The following is an 18,431-nucleotide window of genomic DNA, read 5'->3' as shown; positions in this document are numbered from 1 at the left end:
TCTTCAATTTCTCTATCGCTTCCCTCTCAAAGTTGGCGTAATCGAATCTGTCTTTCTCTTCTTCTTTCATTGTCTGTGTCTTTTTCAGTTTTTAAATTAAGTATTACTGACCGTTGACACAGTTTATTGAACAGACTCGTTATCTGAGACGGGATCCACTCAGTGAACTCCGCCCCATCTAACGGTGGTTGGCCGAGTACGATCGGGTATTCAATTAGAACATTGCACCCATGTTCATTAACCTGTTTCCGTGAATTTTGCGGAAAGGTTCGTTCTTTGAAACCTGTCCAAAGCAGCTATTGAAACTTGAGCTGCGTTTCCTGTATATGACCCGAATGCACGGTTCATTCTCCTGCCGAGCCCAACATCTCGCGCATTTCATCCAACGAATTGGGCGTATGGTCAAACTCAGAAACATGCATGATGCGTTGTGCCACTTTGCTCTTATTCATGGCAATGGCTTCGCTCTCATTCAGGTTATAGGTTCTGCCATCCTCATCGGTAACAATAATGGTTTTCAGCTTTTTGGGACTTAAGGTAATGGTGTTGCCAGCAGCCCTATCGTACATGATCACACCATTCAATTTTTCGTCAAACACATAGGCCGATTTCCAGTCTACCGCTTTGCCATCTGCCAATACAAACCTTGGGCTGACCACTTGCGGATTCTTGAGTTCTATGATGCGGTCGCAATTGTAAATACCCATTCGCCCCACCACCAGACTCCGCACCACCGATTCGCCTTTCTTCTGTTTGATGTAATACTCCTGCAACATGTTGGATCGGTCTGTGGTGTAGGCCATCCATGTTCCCATATCCATCATCCGCTCAGCTTCGGTCATCAGCGGCCTGCTCTCCTTCCACGCTGCGCGAAGGCTCTTTTGGTAATTGCGTTGCGCGTCCTTGTCATACCTATCGGCATTGCTCTGAATGGCCTTTTCCTGTTTATCCAACGATCGTTTGTAAATGCGGTAGCGCAGTTCAAATGAACGGTTGAGATTGCGCAAACGCGCCTTTTGGTAGGCCGGGGCAAACTCTGCCCACATCCGTTTCTTAAGATCGGCAGAAGCATTCTCAATCGTCACCTTCTTCACAGGAATGTGGGCGATGGAATCGAGGTTCTTCAGTTCCAGACTCACGGTTTGGTTGGCCGCATCATATCTCACCCGCAGATTATGAAACCGCTTTCTCCCCAGCATTTCCTTCAACTGCTTTCGGCCAAGCGCGCCATCATATTCCCAAGTATGGTAGTTGAATTGTGTCCATTCCTTATTGTAGCCGCTACCCAATTTCCGTTGCACCTTAAAGTAAATGGCGTCCGCGTCATTCTTTCTTCGCTTTGGCAGCAGTCGGGTTTCAAAATTGGCCTCCTTGTTCCAAAGCCGCTTAAATTGATGGCTTTCCTTTTCATTTCCTTTCCTCAGAAATCGATAGTAACTGGCAATGGGTCGGGCGTGCATGTATTCCACATTCAGAAAATGCTCTTCCAGCGTGGTTCTACTCGCCTTGGAAGGCGCCATATAATCTGTTTGCGCCAGGTAACTGACCACTGCTTCCGATATGTTCTGCACTTCCTCCTTCAGCGCAGCATTGTCTTGCCTGATGGATGCCTGCCCAATATTATTCCATGCGCTTGTGTTGGGGTCGAGAAAGAAAAAGTCGAAATCATCCTCCGAACTTGCAGACACAAAATCCATGCTCACAGGCTTATCGGCACGTAACTCCACCGGTCTTTTCCTTTGACTAGCGCTCAGGCTGAACATTCCTGCCGATTCGAAATTCTCCACCATGCCGCCCGCTTGGTACTTCATGGTAATGCCGCTCAAAAAAATGGAGAATGGATCGTTGTACTCCTTGTAAGCAACTTCCACCTCACCACTTATCGGTCGGCCATAGGCATCCACAAACGCCATGGGCGGAATATCGATCAGGGTGCCGCTGGCCGTTTCAATGCAATTGCTCTCTTCCGCATTGATCACAAAAACCTCCGCATCCGATACCACACCTGGCAACGGCCTATCAAAGCTTTCTTCGCCATAGATTCCCGCAAAACCAACCTCTTCCAGCGGGCCAACATTCGAGATCAGAATATCCACGCGCCTATTCTCAGCCAAGGTCTGTTCGTCTTGCTCGCCATCCGTGCACTCCTCGCCCTGATACTCAAAAACGATATTGTATGGCCTAAAACCCGACAGCAGAAGATGGTTGATCACCGACCATGTCCTGCGCTTCGATAGGTCGCGATTGTGCTCAACAGAACCTCTCGAATCGGTATGCCCAACCACCGAAATGCGCAGATTCTTCGCATTCTCACTCTCCGAAATATCATTCAGCATGGCCATTTCGGGCATGTGCGGCACATCGCTGTCCTTATCGAAATGCACCGAAAGTGCCACCGTATTCTGACCAAAAGCAGTGCTCGATACGAACAAAAAGAAGGAGAGGAACTTTTTCATGGCAGCGAATTAAGCGTGGTCGTTAAACTGAATGACCACTATAACTCGCGCAACCATCGCGCTATTGTGCGCAGTGAAGATTTTGAGACATTTCTACAAGACAAACAATCGTTTCTGGGCGTTTCCCCGATGAAAGATCGGGGTCGGGCTGTGCGCTATATCTTTTTTCTGACCAATGCCTCAGCGCAGTCCAAGACACAGTTCAGAAAAAAGGATGCCGCTTCCATCCCTAACGCGCGCAAACTGCCAACCGCAGTGCGTTACAGGAACTACGCTTTTCGCAATTTGGCTTTGGCCAACACCGCTGTACTTATGGTAGTAAAAAGCACAATGGTCACCGAGCTCAGCGGCATCAGAATGGCAGCCATCACAGGCGACAGATTTCCTTGAACCGCCACCGAAACACCAACCACATTATAAAGCAGCGATAAGGCAAATGCGCCCAAAACCACGTTCCGCGATTGGCGCGCCAAGGCAATGAACTGTGGCAATTTCTCAAACGATTCGGCAGTTAGAATACCATCCGAAGCAGGCGTAAACTGACTATTGTCCTCTGCAATGGAAATACCGAAATGCGCTTCTTTCAAAGCACCCGCATCGTTCAGTCCGTCTCCCACCATCAGCACTTTCTGTGTTCCGTCTATCTGCTTTTGTTCCACCCACTCCCGTTTATCGTGTGGGTCCATTTCAAAGAACATGTTCTTGCTGTCAAACCCAGCAATAAGCGTGTTGCTCAGAGCCGTTGCTTCTGCGTTATTATCGCCCGAAAGCAAGGAAAGCTCGTTCTCTTCCTGAATGTGATGCACGATCTGTTTCAGTCCGTGCCGATAGCTGGTGGTAAAATCAATACGCGCCCAAAGATGTCCGTTTATCAGCACAGCTGTTCTTCCCATTCCATGATGTTCTGTCTGCCACGAATCGAACAGTTTGAGTTCATTTTCATCCAATCGGTTCGGGTTTTTCAACTCTACCAGCACACCATTCACCATTCCAAAAATGCCAACACCCGCATGCTCCGTAAAACCGATGACAGGAACTACTTTCATTTTTGGATACGCAGCTGCAAAGGTTTTGCTTAGCGGATGCAGCGATTGTCGGGCTACGTTAACCAACGCTTCCAAATGATCTTCACTCAGATCATTTCCAGCAAAATTTACGCTGCCTTTTTGCCTGATGGTAATGGTTCCTGTCTTGTCAAAAACCACATGATTGACCTGTCCTAGCTTAGCAACTGCCTCAACCGAACGCACAAAAAACCCGTGGCGACCAAAATGCCGCAGCATAGAACCATAGGTGAACGGGATGCTCAACGCCAACGCACACGGGCACGCAATGATCAAGACCGATGTTGTTGTGTTCAGCCAATTGCTCGGATCAACGATGAACCAATAAATGGCTGTGATGGCAGCAATGGAAAGAATGGCCGCACTGAACCACGAAGCGATGGTGTCAGATATTTTCAGCAATGGCGGTTTCTCTGCCTTTTCGCTTTGGTCAGAACTGTTCCATAGCGAAGTGAGATAACTGGATGAAACGGGTTTTACCACACGCAATCGGATCACCGAGCCACGGTTTTTCCCGCCTGCATAAATGCGGTTGCCAATAGATTTAGATGATGGCGCGGCTTCTCCGGTCACAAAACTGTAATCAATGGAAGCATCGGCAGAAAGCAATTCGCAATCGCAAGGAATCAACTCATCATTATGGATCTGAATCTCATCACCTTTCAAAAGATGCTTGATCATGATGGCATTCACTTCACCATCCGCACCAATTCTATTGACCGCAATGGGGAAAAACGACTTGTAATCGCGCTCGAACGAAAGCCCCGAATAGGTTTTGGCCTGATACCACTTACCAATGAGTAGAAAGAAAACGAAACCCGCCAGGGAATCGAGAAAACCAGGTCCAGCGCCCGAAAGAATGTCAAAAGCACTGCGCCCGAAAATGGTGAGAATACCAATGGAAACAGGAACATCCATGTTCACATGGCCCACTTTCAGTCCCTTATAGGCCGAAAGCAGGTAATCGCGCCCCGCATAAAGCAGAACAGGAAACGCTAAAGCCAAATTCAAGAAGTTGAACAAGTTCGACCACTTCGATTCCAACACGTGATCTCCGATCAGATATTCAGGAAAACTGAGCAGCATGATATTCCCAAAACAGAATCCGGCCACGCCTATCTTGTACAGTAAGTCTCTATCTGTAGAAGGTTTCTCTTCTGCCTTAGACGATTTGGCCAAGTTGAGATTTGGCGCATAACCGATGGAATGAAGCAATACGACCAGCTCCTTGAGCGAAATCTCCTTTTGATCAAATAGAATATTGGCGCGTTTCTTAGGAAAATTGACCTCACAGTTTTTCACACCTGCGTTCAACTTTTCCAAGCGCTCTAGCAAGTAAACACAAGCGCTGCAATGAATGGCCGGCAACTCAAACGTGATGCGCGCCATGTTGCCATCCGAGAAATCCAAGAGACTTTCGCGCACTTCTTCATTGTCCAAATAGGCCAATTCCTGCCCTTTTGCCGCATCTGGCCTTATGCCGAGTGGCCCATTGGCGTAGGCATCATCCAACCCAACATCTTGAAGCAACTGATAAACAGTGCTACAACCATTACAACAGAAGGTATGGTCATCAAGAAGAATGGTTTCGTCAACACATTCGTCATTGCAATGATAGCAAGTAGCAGTTTTGATGATAGAAGACATGGATGGTAATTACACTGACAAAAGTGTAGGCATCATTCTATCGGCAGCTTGATGGCTGTCAAACGTAAAACTGAAATTTGTCAGCTTAGGTCAGAACCTATAATTCTTCAATGCGTGAATGTTCAGCACCTTGATGTCGCGGCCTTTGGAAGCAATGTAGCCGTCTTCTTTGAACTCAGAAAGTGCACGGATCACGGTTTCCGTGGCTGTTCCAACGATGCTCGCTAGGTCTTCGCGCCCCAAACTGATGGTGAAATCTTCGCGGTGCTCCGTATTGTATTTCTCGTAAACCTGCACCAATGCATTGGCCACGCGCTTGCGCACTGAACTGTAAGCCAATTCAATCAATTGCTCTTCCTTCTGATGGATATTATCTGCCAAAAGTTTGATGAAACTGCCGATCACCTCCGAATTGGAACCCATCAGGTAATAGAAATCTTCCTTTGGAATAAGCAGCACTTCGGCATCATCAATCACTTGTGCCGAGTCGCTGTAATTCGAGTGCTCCAACAAAGAAGTGTAACCAAAGAAATCTCCAGCGTTGTACAGTCCTGTGATGTATTCTTTGCCATCCATGTTCATTTTAAAGGTTTTGACCTTTCCCTTGCTGAGGAAGAACAGATAAATGGGCGAATCTCCTTCTCGGAAAATGTATTCTTTTAGCGAATAATGCTTGGTGCGGTGGTTTTTGGTAACCTGATCAAACACCTTTCCGCTGGCTGTGGCCATAAAACCCTGAACCCCGGATATGGTGCGATTTGCACCACCTTTCATGGCTTCACTCTTCTTCAAACGCATTTCCACCGCATCCAACAGATCGGTCTCTTCAAACGGTTTGGTTATATAATCGTCTGCTCCCAAACTCATGCCTTTTCGCATGTCTAAGGTTTCCGATTTTGCCGTCAGGAAAATAAACGGTATTCCCAATGTATTTGGGTCTTTTCCCAATATATGGAGTACGCCATAACCATCAAGTTCGGGCATCATCACATCGCAGATAATGAGGTCGGGTGATTCTGCTTTAGCTGCTGCCACACCTTTTTTTCCGTCCTCGGCCGTGATGGTCTCATAATTTGCCAGATCTAAGATCTCCGCGATATTTTCGCGCATATCCATATTATCATCTATCACAAGTATCTTCTTCTTCGCCATTATTCAGGTTCTGGTTGCTGGGTTGGTAACGTAATGATAAAGGTAGTTCCTTCATTTAATTTGCTGGTAAAATCGATGGTGCCACCCATTAGGTCAACATGTTTCTGAACGATGTTCAACCCCAATCCGGTTCCTTGAATATTGGTGGCATTCTTAGCTCGGAAAAATCGTTCAAAAAGATGCTGTTGCTCATCTGTTGGAATTCCCATTCCGTGATCTTGTACTTTCAGAACGAGGTTATCGCCTATGTCAACCGAGAATACGATCTCCATGTTCTCCTTGCTATACTTAACTGCATTCGACAACAGGTTAAAAAGGATGTTGCGAATAAGTTGTGGGTCAAGGTTGGTCACAATCCGCCCAGAGCACGTGTTTTGCTTACAACAATCCAATCGGATGCTTTGCCCTTCTTTGGTCATACCACTGATCTCTTCAGTGACAGAAACGGCCAGACTACACATGTCAAAATCCTCTGGTTTGAACTGAACCTTCCCTTGTTCCAGTTTTTCCAACGATAAGAAATCGTTGAGAATTGATGTCAGATTCCGAACAGAATTACGAATGCGTCCCACATGCTTGGTAATACCTTCTTGATTATTTGCTTCTGCGTGGCGACTTACAAGATTCACCGAACTGAGCACAGTGGCCAACGGGGTCCGAAACTCGTGCGATGCCATGGAAACGAAGCGCGATTTCATCTCGTTCAGTTCGCGCTCTTTCTTGAGGGCAGCCACCATGTCCCGCTCCGCTTGTTTCTGTTCAGTAATGTTCTTCTCCACCAACAGAATCCGGTTCACTCCTTCTATCTCGTCATACAACGGAACCGCGCTCATGATAAAGGTATTGCCACGAGCTACAATTTCGAATGATCTTGGAAGCCCTTCGAAAACACGATTCAATTCGGTTTCCACCATTTGCCGAAAGTCAACCGGCAGCAACGAAATGTAGTTGAGACCAATGACTTTTCTCCGATCAATGCCGCTACGTACAAACTCCTTTCCTTCCGCAAAAATGTAATTGAGCTTTCGGTCAAGAACGTTGATGGTCCCATCAGGGAAATTCTGTGCGATAAGTGTGTATAGATGCTGACTTTCTTCAAGTGCCTTTACGGCCGCATCCAGGTCCTTGGTTCGCTGTTTCACTCCTTCCTCAAGTTCCTTATTCAATTGCAGCATTCTATCAGCTGCCTCTTTCCGCGTAGTTATATCCGTAATCAGTGCCACTACCCGAAACTCCCCATCAAAATTGGCATGGTTCAAGGAAACTTCAACCGGTATCTGATTGCCTTCCGAATCTTGCGCGCACAGTTCCATTCCGCTACCCATCGAACGCTTCTGAGGTTTTTCTACAAATCCTTCTCTGTGTTTCGCGTGGGCATTTCTCAAGGCATCGGGCAACAGTTGATCCACGTTCATTCCGATCAATTTCTCCATCGGATATTTAAACATTGCAACAGCAGATGGATTGGCATCAATAATAATTCCATTGCGATTGGCCAGAATCATGGCTTCCGTCACAATCTCGTAAACGAGTTTATATATCTCAGTCTCTCCCATTATCCTGCCCAATTCTGTCTGTCTAAACTTCGATATTGAATAGCTTCTGCCAAATGACCCGGCTCAATATTTTCCGAGCCTTCTAAGTCTGCAATGGTCCGGGAAACCTTCAGTATGCGATCGAACGCACGAGCCGAAAGCCCCAATCGGTCTGTCGCTTTTTTGAGCATGTTCTTTCCCGCCTCATCAATCTTGCAAACCTCCTTCAGCAATTTGGTTCCCATCATGGCGTTGCTATGAACCAAGGGATTTTCCTTGAATCTTGCAATTTGTTTTTCGCGTGCCGCGATGACGCGTTTTCTCACGTTTTCACTTTTCTCTGCGGGTGTAAAATCTGCCAATTCGTTGATCGGAACAGGCGTTACCTCCACATGAATATCAATCCGGTCTAAAAGCGGCCCAGAAATCTTGTTCAGATATTTCTGCACAACGCCTGGAGCACAAACGCAGTCCTTCTCTGGATGGTTGTAAAATCCACAAGGACATGGATTCATACTAGAAACCAACATGAAGCTGGAAGGATATTCTACCGACATGCGCGCCCTCGAAATGGTCACTACGCGGTCTTCCAGCGGTTGACGCATTACTTCTAAAACTGTACGCTGAAATTCGGGCAACTCATCTAAAAACAGCACGCCATTGTGGGCCAATGAAATTTCGCCCGGTTGTGGTACTTGTCCACCTCCGACCAAGGCTACGTTCGAAATCCTGTGGTGCGGGGCACGAAACGGACGTTTGGTCATCAGCGATGTTTCCGAACCTAGGTTTCCTGCCACAGAATGGATCTTGGTTGTTTCCAACGCTTCTTTCAGAGAAAGTGGTGGAAGAATGGAAGGCAATCGCTTGGCAAGCATCGTCTTTCCTGCTCCTGGCGGGCCGATCAACAAGAGATTATGCCCACCAGCCGCAGCAATTTCCATGGCCCGTTTAATATTCTCCTGACCTTTCACATCCGAAAAATCGAGGTCGGAATCGTTCTGTTGTCTGTAAAATTCTTCACGCGTGTTAACCACCGTTTTTTCCAACGGCAATTTTCCATCAAAAAAATGGATCAACTCCTGAATATTCTCAATTCCGTACACATCCAAGTCATCAACAATGGCAGCTTCACGCGCATTTTTCTTGGGTAGGATGAATCCTTTGAAACCCATTTCGCGGGCTTTGATGGCAATTGGCAACACTCCGCGCATCGGTTGCAAACCACCATCAAGCGAAAGCTCGCCCATAATGATGTAATCTGAAATTCCTGCAGATTTGATCTGTCCAGAAGCGGCCAAAATGCCTGTAGCGATGGTGAGATCATATGCTGAACCTTCCTTGCGCAGATCGGCCGGTGCCATGTTTATGGTGATGGTTTTCCCTGGAACATTGTATCCGATGTTTTTGAGCGCAGCATAGATCCGTTGCTGGCTTTCCTTCACCGCATTGTCAGGCAACCCGACCATGTAGAAGTTCACACCACCTGCAGCCACATTGGTTTCTACGGTGATGATGTTTGCATCTACCCCATAAACCGCGCTACCGTAGGTTTTGACCAGCATTTGAGTTACACTTCCTTTTCAATCAGCATTACAAGAATGTGAATGACCTTGATATGAATTTCCTGAATTCTGTCTGAATATCCTGAATGCGGTGCGCGAATCTCCACATCACACAACTTTGCCAGTTCTCCGCCATCATTGCCAGTTAAGACAATGACCGCCATGCCTTTTTCGGCTGCTGCTTTTGCTCCTTGTATCACGTTGGCCGAATTGCCTGAGGTGCTGATGGCTACCAAAGCATCTCCTGTATTTCCGAAACCTTCTATAAATCTTGAGAACACCTTCTCGTATCCGTAATCGTTTGCAACACACGAAAGGTATCCTGGATCGGAAATGGCCATGGCCGCAATGGAGGGCCTATCACCTCTGAATCTTCCGCTTAATTCTTCCGCAAAATGCATGGCATCGCTCATCGAACCGCCATTTCCGCAAGTAATGATCTTCCCTCCTGTTTGAATGCATCGAACAAGAATCGAAGCCGCTTTTCTTATTGCTTGCAGATTCGCTGCATCGTTCATAAACGAATCAAGCACTGCCGCAGCTTCTTGCAATTCTCCATCTATCTGTTCTAAAGACATGGGGTTGAAAGTACAAATTCCAACAATGAATCGAAACCAAAGCAAGACCAATCAAAAACACGTAGGCTAAATCCAATTCTCCTAGTCTATCTCAATATTCGCAAGCAAGCTTATCGCCATTCAGCATCGAAAAGTAAGACTGTATCGGCACCTCAATTGTGACGGACGTTACACTCACTTACAATTGAATCAAGCGCTTTTGAGTTTTGATATCGAACGAGCGGAGTTGCAGCTCTTCGTCCGTAAAAGTGGCTGGACGACCGTCTTCTACCACATTACGGTCATTTTCCGGTTTCAATAATTCAAGCGCCAATTGTTTGAACTTAGTTTGAACTGCACCCAAAAAATGTTGACCGAAAACGGTATGTCCTCCTTCATATAATTGCAACTGATACTCTTCGTAGGTTGTAATGTAACCGCAATAAGCATTGGTGTATGTAGAGCAAACCACTTCAGTAACTCCACGATCTGCCAGCACCTCAAGCAATGTATCTTCCAAACGCTGTCCTGCAATAGTGGTGATCTCAGCAGGAATTCCTGCCATTGCAATATTGCCTATGATGATGATCTGAATTGGAAGAATCTGTTGGATCCAAGGTTTATCGCCTAAACTTCCGTTTGCGTGGAAACGCTTGAACTGCCCAACAGCAGGATCGGCCCAACCTGGAACCACCAGGTTTTTGATATCTCTGGTTCCAAGAATGCGTCTATCATCAGCTTCAATCAGTATATCCTTAGGACCCTGCGTTTGGTATTTCAGATAGATCCTCTCCGCCTTCTCCTTTGGTTTGAATGGAGCTGCGGCCAGTTCGTAAGCTTTCTGTGCGCGTATCAGCGTGCGAGCCAAGGCGCCAACAGCCGGAGCCATTCCTGGGCCTTCTACCGTACCTTCAAAAAAGGCCACACCGTGGCAGGCTGGTCCGGTTCGGGCATCTTTTTGTCCACAGGCAAATTCCTTGTCAACAATCACTTTTCTGAAATCAACGAAAGTCAGCGCATGATCGATCTGCGTTGGAATGTCGTTGCTTGTTTTAGCTTGTTTAAATAGACTGTGCGCGTGCTCAAATTGGATGTTTCCGTTGTATTTGGCGCTTTCAAAGTCGTCTTCAAACTTACCACGCGTCCATTTCTTCTTGCGGTCCCATTTATAATTGGGTGTCACATCACCTGTTTTGCGTTGAGCAAACACCGAAATGAATTTATCCTTCCTGTTCTTTCTGACCTTATTCTCGTGAAATGTGGCTGCATAGCCTTTATTATCGGAACAAATACGATGATTGTCGTTGCTCAAGCTTGTAGTGTGAACACCAAACCAATTCCAAGATCCGATCGGGTTTCCTTCAAGGTCATCGAAACGCATTAGCAGCATATTACGATCAACCGCTTGATCAGTCTCTTCCTTTTTAAGCTTGGTTTTAACCTCAGGATTGGCATTGTAAGCATCCAACGAACGATTGAATGCCACTTCTTTATCGGCACCGATCTCTGCTTTGGATATCTTAATAGTTGCAGGTTGAAGGCTTTCGGCCGCTTCTACAATGGCTTCCACAATGCCATCAACCACCTTCTGGTACACTTCCGGAACAAAACCGGGAATAGACATATTGTACAGGCCAAAATGCGAATAACCGCCTGGTGCGCTATGCGTGTGCTGCGCTGTGATCATGACCGAATCTTCGGTAAAACCCAGATTCTCGTGCTTGCGTTGTAATTTCTTCATTACACCAAGCCTGATGGCGATGGTAATAAAACAGATCTCGGCATTCACCAAGGCGACTTTTTTCCCTGTGGTGGGGTCCCTGAAAACGACTGCTCTTGCATAAAGGTCTGTCTCAACACCTTTAACGATGTTGAAATACATTCCATAGCCCATCATTCCAACGCCAAGTTTGAAGGCAGTGATATCTGCCTTCCCGACACCTATTTCATACATTTTTCACACGAATTTGAAAGTTTCGCAAGCGGATCGCTTGAAATCTAAAATTAGAAACAATGCATGCATTTATTCACGCTGCTCCATATTTTTTCAGTCATTTGGCCAGAATCCGTATCGAACGCAACATATGTATCACCTGATCATTTTCGTGAAGAATCCTGTGCTTGGAAAAGTGAAGACGCGATTGGCTGCGAGCATTGGCAATGAACGGGCACTGGACGTGTATCTCAAGCTGTTGGAAATCACGCGAAAAGCGGCATTGGAAACTGATTGTGTTCGAAATGTGTTCTATTCGGATGAGATTGCAGCAGATGCGTGGGATGACGATAAGTTCAACAAGTTTGTGCAAGAAGGAGATTCGTTGGGAGAGAGGATGAAAAATGCCTTCGAGCAGGTTTTTGCTCTGGGAGCAACCAAGGCTGCAATCATTGGAAGCGATTGCCCAGCGCTTACCTCCGACATTATTAAAGGTGCTTTTGCGGCACTGAACGACAAAGATGTTTGTATTGGCCCAGCTCAGGATGGCGGTTATTACCTTATTGGAATGAAGGAACTGCGCCCGTTTCTATTCGAAGGAAAAACGTGGAGCACGGATTCGGTGCTTCAGGAAACGATCAACGACATCGAAGAAAAGAATCTGAGCTACAGCTTACTTTCTGAATTATCAGACCTCGACAACTTGGATGATCTGAAACATTCCAATCTGAATTTTCCAGAATGAAAAAGGGCGAATCTCAGTTGAGATTCGCCCTTTTCGATTTATTCTAGTATTCCTTACAGCACGAATACGGCAAAGAAAATAGCTCCCAATATGATGGCCAAGAGCCCAAGACCGGCTCCGATTATTCCGAAGATGAAACCTAATTTAGATTGAGATCCAGTTCCATTGTTCTTCTTATGAAGGATTGAAAATGTAACAGCAGTTCCGCCAAGCAAGATTGCCAGCACGGCAGCGCCCCAAACAAATGATGAAAAGAAAACTACCGTAAGAATTGCGAAAATCAACGCCAATGCGCCAAACGCAAGTGAACCGATTCCAGTTCCGAAAGAAACCCATTTCATCCAATCTGTTCCCGCTACAGGAGCTGGATTTGGCTTCAAAACCTCTCTTCTTATGGTTTTCATCCGTTCATCAAAGGTCATTTCTTTGAACTCTTTTGAATGAACCACTTCCTTCATGGTTTCTCTTTGCTCTGCTTGGTAGGTCTGTGGACGTGCTTCGGCTGCATCGGCAGTTAGGACCAACTCTTCATTTGAATCTGCGGCCTTTGGCTCAACAACTTCAACTGTTTTCATTTCCTCGCTTTTGCGAGCATAAGCCACAGCCGTTTCTTCGGCAACCTGAACTTTCTGTCGCTTCTTCGAAATGTCCACATGGAAACCTGGACGGTATTTCCTCTTAATAATATCGATGTTTCCACACGAAGAGAACATCAACCCTGCGGCCAAAACCGCTATCAATGCCTGAATCTGAACGTTTCTTTTCATAACCAATGGTTTAAGTTTATGTCGCAAAACTAGAACTCATCGTTTTGAGCAGCTTGACAAAAAGCAGCTATTTATCAACTCGCCATTATTAATTACTCAGCGCTTCATACTTGCTAACTGCCTCTTCCCACTCGGCCATTTTGGAATCCAATTGGCTCTGTTTCTGCTGATATTCTTTAAATACATCGCGCTCGGCCAAGGCTTCTTTATAACCTTCAGCATCTAGCATCAGTTCGTCCAGATCAGCAATTTCCTTTTCTATCACGGCAATTTCCTGCTCCAATCTGTCTGCTCTGTTCTTGGCGTTGCGAACTTCCTTTTCGCGCTCCTTACGCAGCCTTTGTTCCTCTTTGGTTTCTTTGCCTGCATCCACTTTCACTTCTTCAACCTTCGGTTTCGAGCTGAATTCAGCAATGCTCGTGGCATTCACCTTTTGTAGGAATTCGTACACATCGCCAATGTGTTCCTTCACATTTTTATCTCGGAATTCATAGACCTTGGAAGTCAGTCCACTGAGGAAATCCCTGTCGTGAGACACAATGATCATGGCACCATCATACTTCTGAAGCGCTTGTTTCAGCACATCTTTAGAATGCATGTCCAAGTGATTGGTCGGCTCATCCAAAACCAGCAGGTTCACCGGTTCAAGAAGCAATTTGGCCAACGCCAATCGACCTCTTTCCCCTCCAGAAAGTACGCTCACTTTCTTATCAATGTCTTCGCCACCGAATAGGAACGAACCCAGAATATCGCGCAGCTTGGTACGGATATCTCCACGCGCCACATCATCCAAAGTCTGAAAAACGGTCTTATTAGAATCGAGCGATTCGGCCTGATCTTGAGCATAATAGCCCATTGAAACGTTGTGTCCCAATTCAAGATTTCCAGTGTAATCCAAATCTCCTACTACGATTTTCGAGAACGTGGTTTTTCCCTCACCGTTCTTTCCCAAAAGCGCCACTTTCTCGCCACGGTCAAGCATCAGATTCACATTCTTCAACACTTCTAACCCGCCATAGCTTTTAGAAACATTTTCGGCCAACACAACCACTTTACCAGAGCGAGGTGCAGGCGGGAAACGAAGTCGCATGACCGAATTATCCTGCTGCTCCACTTGAATTCTATCCACTTTTTCAAGTGCCTTTATCCTACTTTGAACCTGCGTTGCTTTGGATGCCTTAGATCGGAATCGATCTATGAATCGTTCTGTATCAGCAATGAATTTCTGCTGATTCTCGTAAGATGCCATCTGCAACGCGATTCTTTCTGCCCGTTGCTCTACATACTTAGAATAAGGAACCTTGTAATCATTGATCCTGCCAAGCGTGATCTCAATCGTGCGATTGGTGATGTTATCCAAGAATGCTCTATCATGCGAAACGAGAATAACCGCTCCATTGTGCTCTTTTAAGAATTCCTCCAACCACTGGATCGACAAGATATCGAGGTGGTTGGTCGGCTCATCCAGCAACAGCACATCTGGCCGTTGAACAAGGATTTTGGCCAGCTCAACGCGCATCTGCCATCCACCACTGAATTCCTCCATCTTGCGCGTCAGGTCGCTACGCAAAAAGCCCAATCCCATCAGTACTTTTTCCACTTCAGCATCGGCCGTATCTCCCCCAAGCAAACTGAAACGCTCGTTGGCCACGTGCATGTCCTGAATCAGATCCATGTAAGAATCTGTTTCATAATCTGTCCGCTCTTCCAGTTGCTTGGTGTAGTATTTCACCTTTGCATCCAGATCTTTCAGCTCTGCAAGCGCACTGTAAGTCTCATCAAAAATGGTTTTTCCAACTTTTGGTTTGATGTCCTGAGAAAGGTAACCGATGGTGGAGCCGCTTGGTTTGGAAACGGTACCTGATTCTGGGTCCTGCTGACCTGAGATAACCTTTAAAAGCGTAGACTTTCCTGCGCCATTCTTGCCTACCAAACCTATTCTATCTCTTGGATTGGCAAGAAAAGAGATGTTATTGAACAGGAATTTCCCGTTGAACTGTACTGAAACCTGATTGAGTGATATCATTTCGCAAAAGTGCGGATTTGTCTTCGGAAATGTGACCTAAGTTGCCACGGTTTGTGGAATATCTGTTTTCCTTTGTCGTCAAATTATTTGCGGATGTTGGAAGGCACTAAAATGTACAGTATTCTGAGATTGAAATGTCCTCGTTGTCACGAGGGAGACCTGTTTCTGACCAAGAATCCGTACAACTATTCCAACTTGGAGAAAATGCCGGAAAAATGTCCGGTGTGCGGAGAGAAATACTGGCCAGAACCAGGATTCTATTACGGGGCAATGTATGTGAGCTACGCGCTGACCATTGCATTGAGCGTGGCCGTGTTTGTTGCCATGGTCGTGCTATGGCATTTTGATATTCTCTGGTATTTAGGCTTGAACGCAGCGGCCATTGTGGTGCTTTTTCCACCCATATTCCGTGTCTCTCGCGCGGTTTGGTTCAACTTCTTTGTTTCCTACAAAACCCCTGAAGAACGCGCAGCGATTGCTCGGGAAAAAGCGTGAAGAGCATCTCCTTCCAACACGTGAACTCCTTTCAGGTGTTCTTTCGATAAGCGCAACATCGCCTTGGCAACCGTTTTTCCTTGAATTCCTTTGTATTTGCTGAGTGAACCGAACATCAACGGATTGAAAAGCGTCATCACTCCTTTCCCAATCAACTCGCCAAGGCGGAATTCCTTTCGCTCGCCCATCAGCATGGAAGGTCGGAGAATGATGAGCGAATCGAACTCAAGTGCTTCGAGGTCTTTTTCTGTTTCGCCTTTCACTTTCAAGTAAAAGTTAGAAGTCTTAGGATTGGCGCCTACGGAGGAAACAAGCACAAAGGTTTTCGCGCCAGCAGCCTTAGCATTTTTGGCAAAATCGATGACCAGATCATGGTCTACTTTATAGAAAGCCTCTTGACTTCCGGCTGTCGCGATGGTTGTACCCAAGGCGCAGAATGCACTATCAATCGTGTCTAATTTTTGCTCAGAAAGGTTACCTACCAGCACATTGAACTTGTCAGGAAGTTCTAACGCCCTTCTTGATAGAACCTGTACTTCGGTGAAATCTTGATCCTTCTCTAGAAGTGTAAGAAGAATACTGCCGATAAATCCTGTGGAACCTGCTATTGCTGCTTTCATGCAGCAAAGGAAATCAGTTTTTGATCAATCGCTCAACTAGCGATTGCGAACCGTCATTTATCTGCAAGAAGTAAACACCATTTGAGAGTTCAGTCGTGTTGATCACTTGCAAGTTGGAATTCAAACTGCCCGATAAAATTGTTCTTCCCAACGCATCAAGCACCGAATATTGTGCTTTCGAATTCCAATCTCCAGAAACGGTGATCTGATCGTTGAAAGGATTCGGAAATGCGGTGAGCGAATGATCCATTTCTTCTTCAATTCCATTGATCACACTCAAATTACATGTGCTGAAATCGAAATATTGATGAATTTCTTCTCCGCATGTATATGCTGACTCAGCACTTTCTGTGCTCACATAATTGCCACCGTCAATCGAAGGATCATGCAGGTCTCTTCTCATGGCGCCTTCCATCAACTGAAAATACATTGGAGAACTGAGTTCATTATTGTGTTGCAATAAATGCGCATGCCCAATTTCGTGAAGAATAGCCGTTGCCAGATCATAGCGATCAATCATCGGTTGTCCTTCTCCTATCCACCAATCGATATCGTTGTTTATGAGAATGTCGACTTCAATCAAATTCCATTGTATTCCATTTGGAGACCCGCAACCAGAAAATGTGGTAATGGTTTTTCCCAACAGGTAAGAAGGCAATTGACCGGGATAGGATAATCCGATGAGGTTAATGCCATCATGTGCCCAATCTGTAATGTTGACCACTTCCTCTTCTAGATAGAAGTTAACGCCTGTGTTGCATGCCCATTTCATGAAGGCATCGGGCACAATGGCCGTACCTTGAGTCAATTGCGCCAAGTGGTTATTCATTTGATATGCGTAGCCGCCATTCTGCATGCCAACCAGCATGGTATTGTTCAGTTGATCAGAATAGATCACCTCGCTTTTTGCGTACTCTACTGTCAACGGTTGCGTGCTCATGGCGGCTTGTCCATCAGCATTTACAACGCGCAACAAACCAGTTCCCGCAACAACAGAATTATACAACGTGGCAGAAGGAACATACAACTCAATTTGTGTATCGGACCAACTCAAATAATGCGGCCCACTTTGCAAGGCCACAAAACTTTGTCCGCCATCATCGGCATTATGAAAAGCAACATAACCGCTTCCTTGATCAGCACCAAAACCGGCTCCGGAAATGATAATTGTAGTTCTCGTTCCAGCCGTTACCTGAAGCGGAAAGATGGATGCAACTTCCATCAGGTTTCTGCTTTCGCTTTGCGTCTGAGGGTGCAGAACATCTGCTGGCAATCGTCTCAATTCAATGGCTTGCGTTCCAACCGAACGAGCAATCACTTCGTACAATGCTTCGCGGTGAGCGACATTTTTAATCCCGTAGACGTTTCCCGTTCTCTCATCAACAGGAAAGAAACCAGATGCGAGTGAAACCAACGAACGCTGATTGTCATTTTCGAGCACCAAAACACCATAATCTCCAATGTTCATTTGAGCACTCGGAGTTACCACTTGCATCAGATCGCCAAAAACACCGCCTTCAGTAATTACATCAATACTGAATCCGACATCGCCTTTAAAAACCCTGTACACATCAATGGAATTGGTCGTGTAGATGTTTCCGTCTGCGCCCGCAAACGTTTGTTGGTCCACAACTTTTCCTTCAATGATGCTGTTGGATGAACCAAGCTGCTGCGTCACTGCATTTGGAAGCGTTAAGCATTGCGCCCACAATTCAGCCCCAAAAAACAGGGACATCAGCACTGTAAACGCATACTTTTGAAACTTCAACTTGATAGGTTTTTACGGTCGGTCAATGATTGTTCAATCTACCGATTCATTTGCCTTTCTGTTGCGAGTATCACGTAGTTTTAGACCGATTGGGTTTTATGCCC

Annotated in this window: 13 protein-coding genes; 2 read left to right on the top strand and 11 right to left on the bottom strand. The window is 46.0% G+C overall.

The features are described 5' to 3' along the window. Nucleotides 1-344: 344 nt before the first annotated feature. From K9J17_16765 to K9J17_16735, 7 genes are all read right to left on the bottom strand, one after another. A complete protein-coding gene (locus K9J17_16765; protein MCF8278383.1) occupies nucleotides 345-2,456 on the bottom strand; it encodes an OmpA family protein in 2,112 nt (703 codons plus the stop codon). A 269-nt stretch (nucleotides 2,457-2,725) separates the two neighbouring features. Next, nucleotides 2,726-5,167, bottom strand: a complete 2,442-nt coding sequence (locus K9J17_16760; protein ID MCF8278382.1) for a heavy metal translocating P-type ATPase metal-binding domain-containing protein — start codon at nucleotides 5,165-5,167, stop codon at nucleotides 2,726-2,728. 90 nt (nucleotides 5,168-5,257) lie between these two features. Beyond that, a complete protein-coding gene (locus K9J17_16755) occupies nucleotides 5,258-6,319 on the bottom strand; it encodes a response regulator (protein MCF8278381.1) in 1,062 nt (353 codons plus the stop codon). Next, nucleotides 6,319-7,875 carry a PAS domain-containing sensor histidine kinase gene (locus K9J17_16750; protein ID MCF8278380.1) on the bottom strand — a complete coding sequence of 519 codons (1,557 nt, stop codon included), beginning with the start codon at nucleotides 7,873-7,875 and terminating at the stop codon, nucleotides 6,319-6,321. The genes K9J17_16755 and K9J17_16750 overlap by 1 nt, the downstream gene beginning before the upstream one ends. Then, on the bottom strand, nucleotides 7,875-9,416 hold the full coding sequence (locus tag K9J17_16745) for a YifB family Mg chelatase-like AAA ATPase (protein ID MCF8278379.1): 1,542 nt from the start codon (nucleotides 9,414-9,416) through the stop codon (nucleotides 7,875-7,877). Before K9J17_16745 ends, K9J17_16750 begins: the two co-directional genes overlap by 1 nt. Nucleotides 9,417-9,421: 5 nt before the next feature. Further along, nucleotides 9,422-9,994 (bottom strand): D-sedoheptulose 7-phosphate isomerase, encoded by a 573-nt coding sequence (lpcA, locus tag K9J17_16740; GenBank protein ID MCF8278378.1) that lies wholly within the window; start codon nucleotides 9,992-9,994, stop codon nucleotides 9,422-9,424. A 178-nt stretch (nucleotides 9,995-10,172) separates the two neighbouring features. Next, complete coding sequence (locus K9J17_16735; protein MCF8278377.1) at nucleotides 10,173-11,927, bottom strand: neutral/alkaline non-lysosomal ceramidase N-terminal domain-containing protein; 1,755 nt, start codon at nucleotides 11,925-11,927, stop codon at nucleotides 10,173-10,175. Nucleotides 11,928-12,057: 130 nt separating this feature from the next. Here K9J17_16735 and K9J17_16730 point away from each other — a divergent pair, with 130 nt between their 5' ends. Next, nucleotides 12,058-12,651, top strand: coding sequence for a TIGR04282 family arsenosugar biosynthesis glycosyltransferase (locus tag K9J17_16730; protein ID MCF8278376.1), 594 nt, complete (start codon nucleotides 12,058-12,060; stop codon nucleotides 12,649-12,651). Between the two features lie 53 nt (nucleotides 12,652-12,704). Here the strand turns inward: K9J17_16730 and K9J17_16725 are convergent, their stop codons facing one another. Beyond that, the gene (locus K9J17_16725; protein MCF8278375.1) at nucleotides 12,705-13,418 is read right to left on the bottom strand and encodes a DUF308 domain-containing protein; all 714 of its coding nucleotides are present in this window, start codon (nucleotides 13,416-13,418) and stop codon (nucleotides 12,705-12,707) included. An 88-nt stretch (nucleotides 13,419-13,506) separates the two neighbouring features. Beyond that, on the bottom strand, nucleotides 13,507-15,444 hold the full coding sequence (locus K9J17_16720) for an ABC-F family ATP-binding cassette domain-containing protein (GenBank protein ID MCF8278374.1): 1,938 nt from the start codon (nucleotides 15,442-15,444) through the stop codon (nucleotides 13,507-13,509). Nucleotides 15,445-15,531: 87 nt separating this feature from the next. Between K9J17_16720 and K9J17_16715 the strand changes: the two genes are divergently transcribed. Beyond that, a complete protein-coding gene (locus K9J17_16715) occupies nucleotides 15,532-15,939 on the top strand; it encodes a DUF983 domain-containing protein (GenBank protein MCF8278373.1) in 408 nt (135 codons plus the stop codon). Here the strand turns inward: K9J17_16715 and K9J17_16710 are convergent. Together K9J17_16710 and K9J17_16705 are read right to left on the bottom strand one after the other, a co-directional pair. After that, entirely contained in the window at nucleotides 15,891-16,559 is a 669-nt protein-coding gene (locus tag K9J17_16710; protein MCF8278372.1) for an NAD(P)H-binding protein, read from the bottom strand. The genes K9J17_16715 and K9J17_16710 overlap by 49 nt on opposite strands. Nucleotides 16,560-16,572: 13 nt before the next feature. Beyond that, nucleotides 16,573-18,327, bottom strand: coding sequence for a T9SS type A sorting domain-containing protein (locus K9J17_16705; GenBank protein ID MCF8278371.1), 1,755 nt, complete (start codon nucleotides 18,325-18,327; stop codon nucleotides 16,573-16,575). Nucleotides 18,328-18,431: the final 104 nt, after the last annotated feature.

Source organism: Flavobacteriales bacterium, from assembly GCA_021739695.1.
Lineage (GTDB): Bacteria > Bacteroidota > Bacteroidia > UBA10329 > UBA10329 > UBA10329.
The sequence above is the reverse complement of the archived record's forward strand: the minus strand, read 5'-3'. Positions and strand labels throughout refer to the sequence as shown.

Bases quoted from the DNA above. Each gene is read 5' to 3' on its own strand.
- K9J17_16765 (MCF8278383.1), bottom strand. From the start codon at position 2,456: ATGAAAAAGTTCCTCTCCTTCTTTTTGTTCGTATCGAGCACTGCTTTT.
- K9J17_16760 (MCF8278382.1), bottom strand. From the start codon at position 5,167: ATGTCTTCTATCATCAAAACTGCTACTTGCTATCATTGCAATGACGAA.
- K9J17_16755 (MCF8278381.1), bottom strand. From the start codon at position 6,319: ATGGCGAAGAAGAAGATACTTGTGATAGATGATAATATGGATATGCGC.
- K9J17_16750 (MCF8278380.1), bottom strand. From the start codon at position 7,875: ATGGGAGAGACTGAGATATATAAACTCGTTTACGAGATTGTGACGGAA.
- K9J17_16745 (MCF8278379.1), bottom strand. From the start codon at position 9,416: ATGCTGGTCAAAACCTACGGTAGCGCGGTTTATGGGGTAGATGCAAAC.
- lpcA (MCF8278378.1), bottom strand. From the start codon at position 9,994: ATGTCTTTAGAACAGATAGATGGAGAATTGCAAGAAGCTGCGGCAGTG.
- K9J17_16735 (MCF8278377.1), bottom strand. From the start codon at position 11,927: ATGTATGAAATAGGTGTCGGGAAGGCAGATATCACTGCCTTCAAACTT.
- K9J17_16730 (MCF8278376.1), top strand. From the start codon at position 12,058: ATGTATCACCTGATCATTTTCGTGAAGAATCCTGTGCTTGGAAAAGTG.
- K9J17_16725 (MCF8278375.1), bottom strand. From the start codon at position 13,418: ATGAAAAGAAACGTTCAGATTCAGGCATTGATAGCGGTTTTGGCCGCA.
- K9J17_16720 (MCF8278374.1), bottom strand. From the start codon at position 15,444: ATGATATCACTCAATCAGGTTTCAGTACAGTTCAACGGGAAATTCCTG.
- K9J17_16710 (MCF8278372.1), bottom strand. From the start codon at position 16,559: ATGAAAGCAGCAATAGCAGGTTCCACAGGATTTATCGGCAGTATTCTT.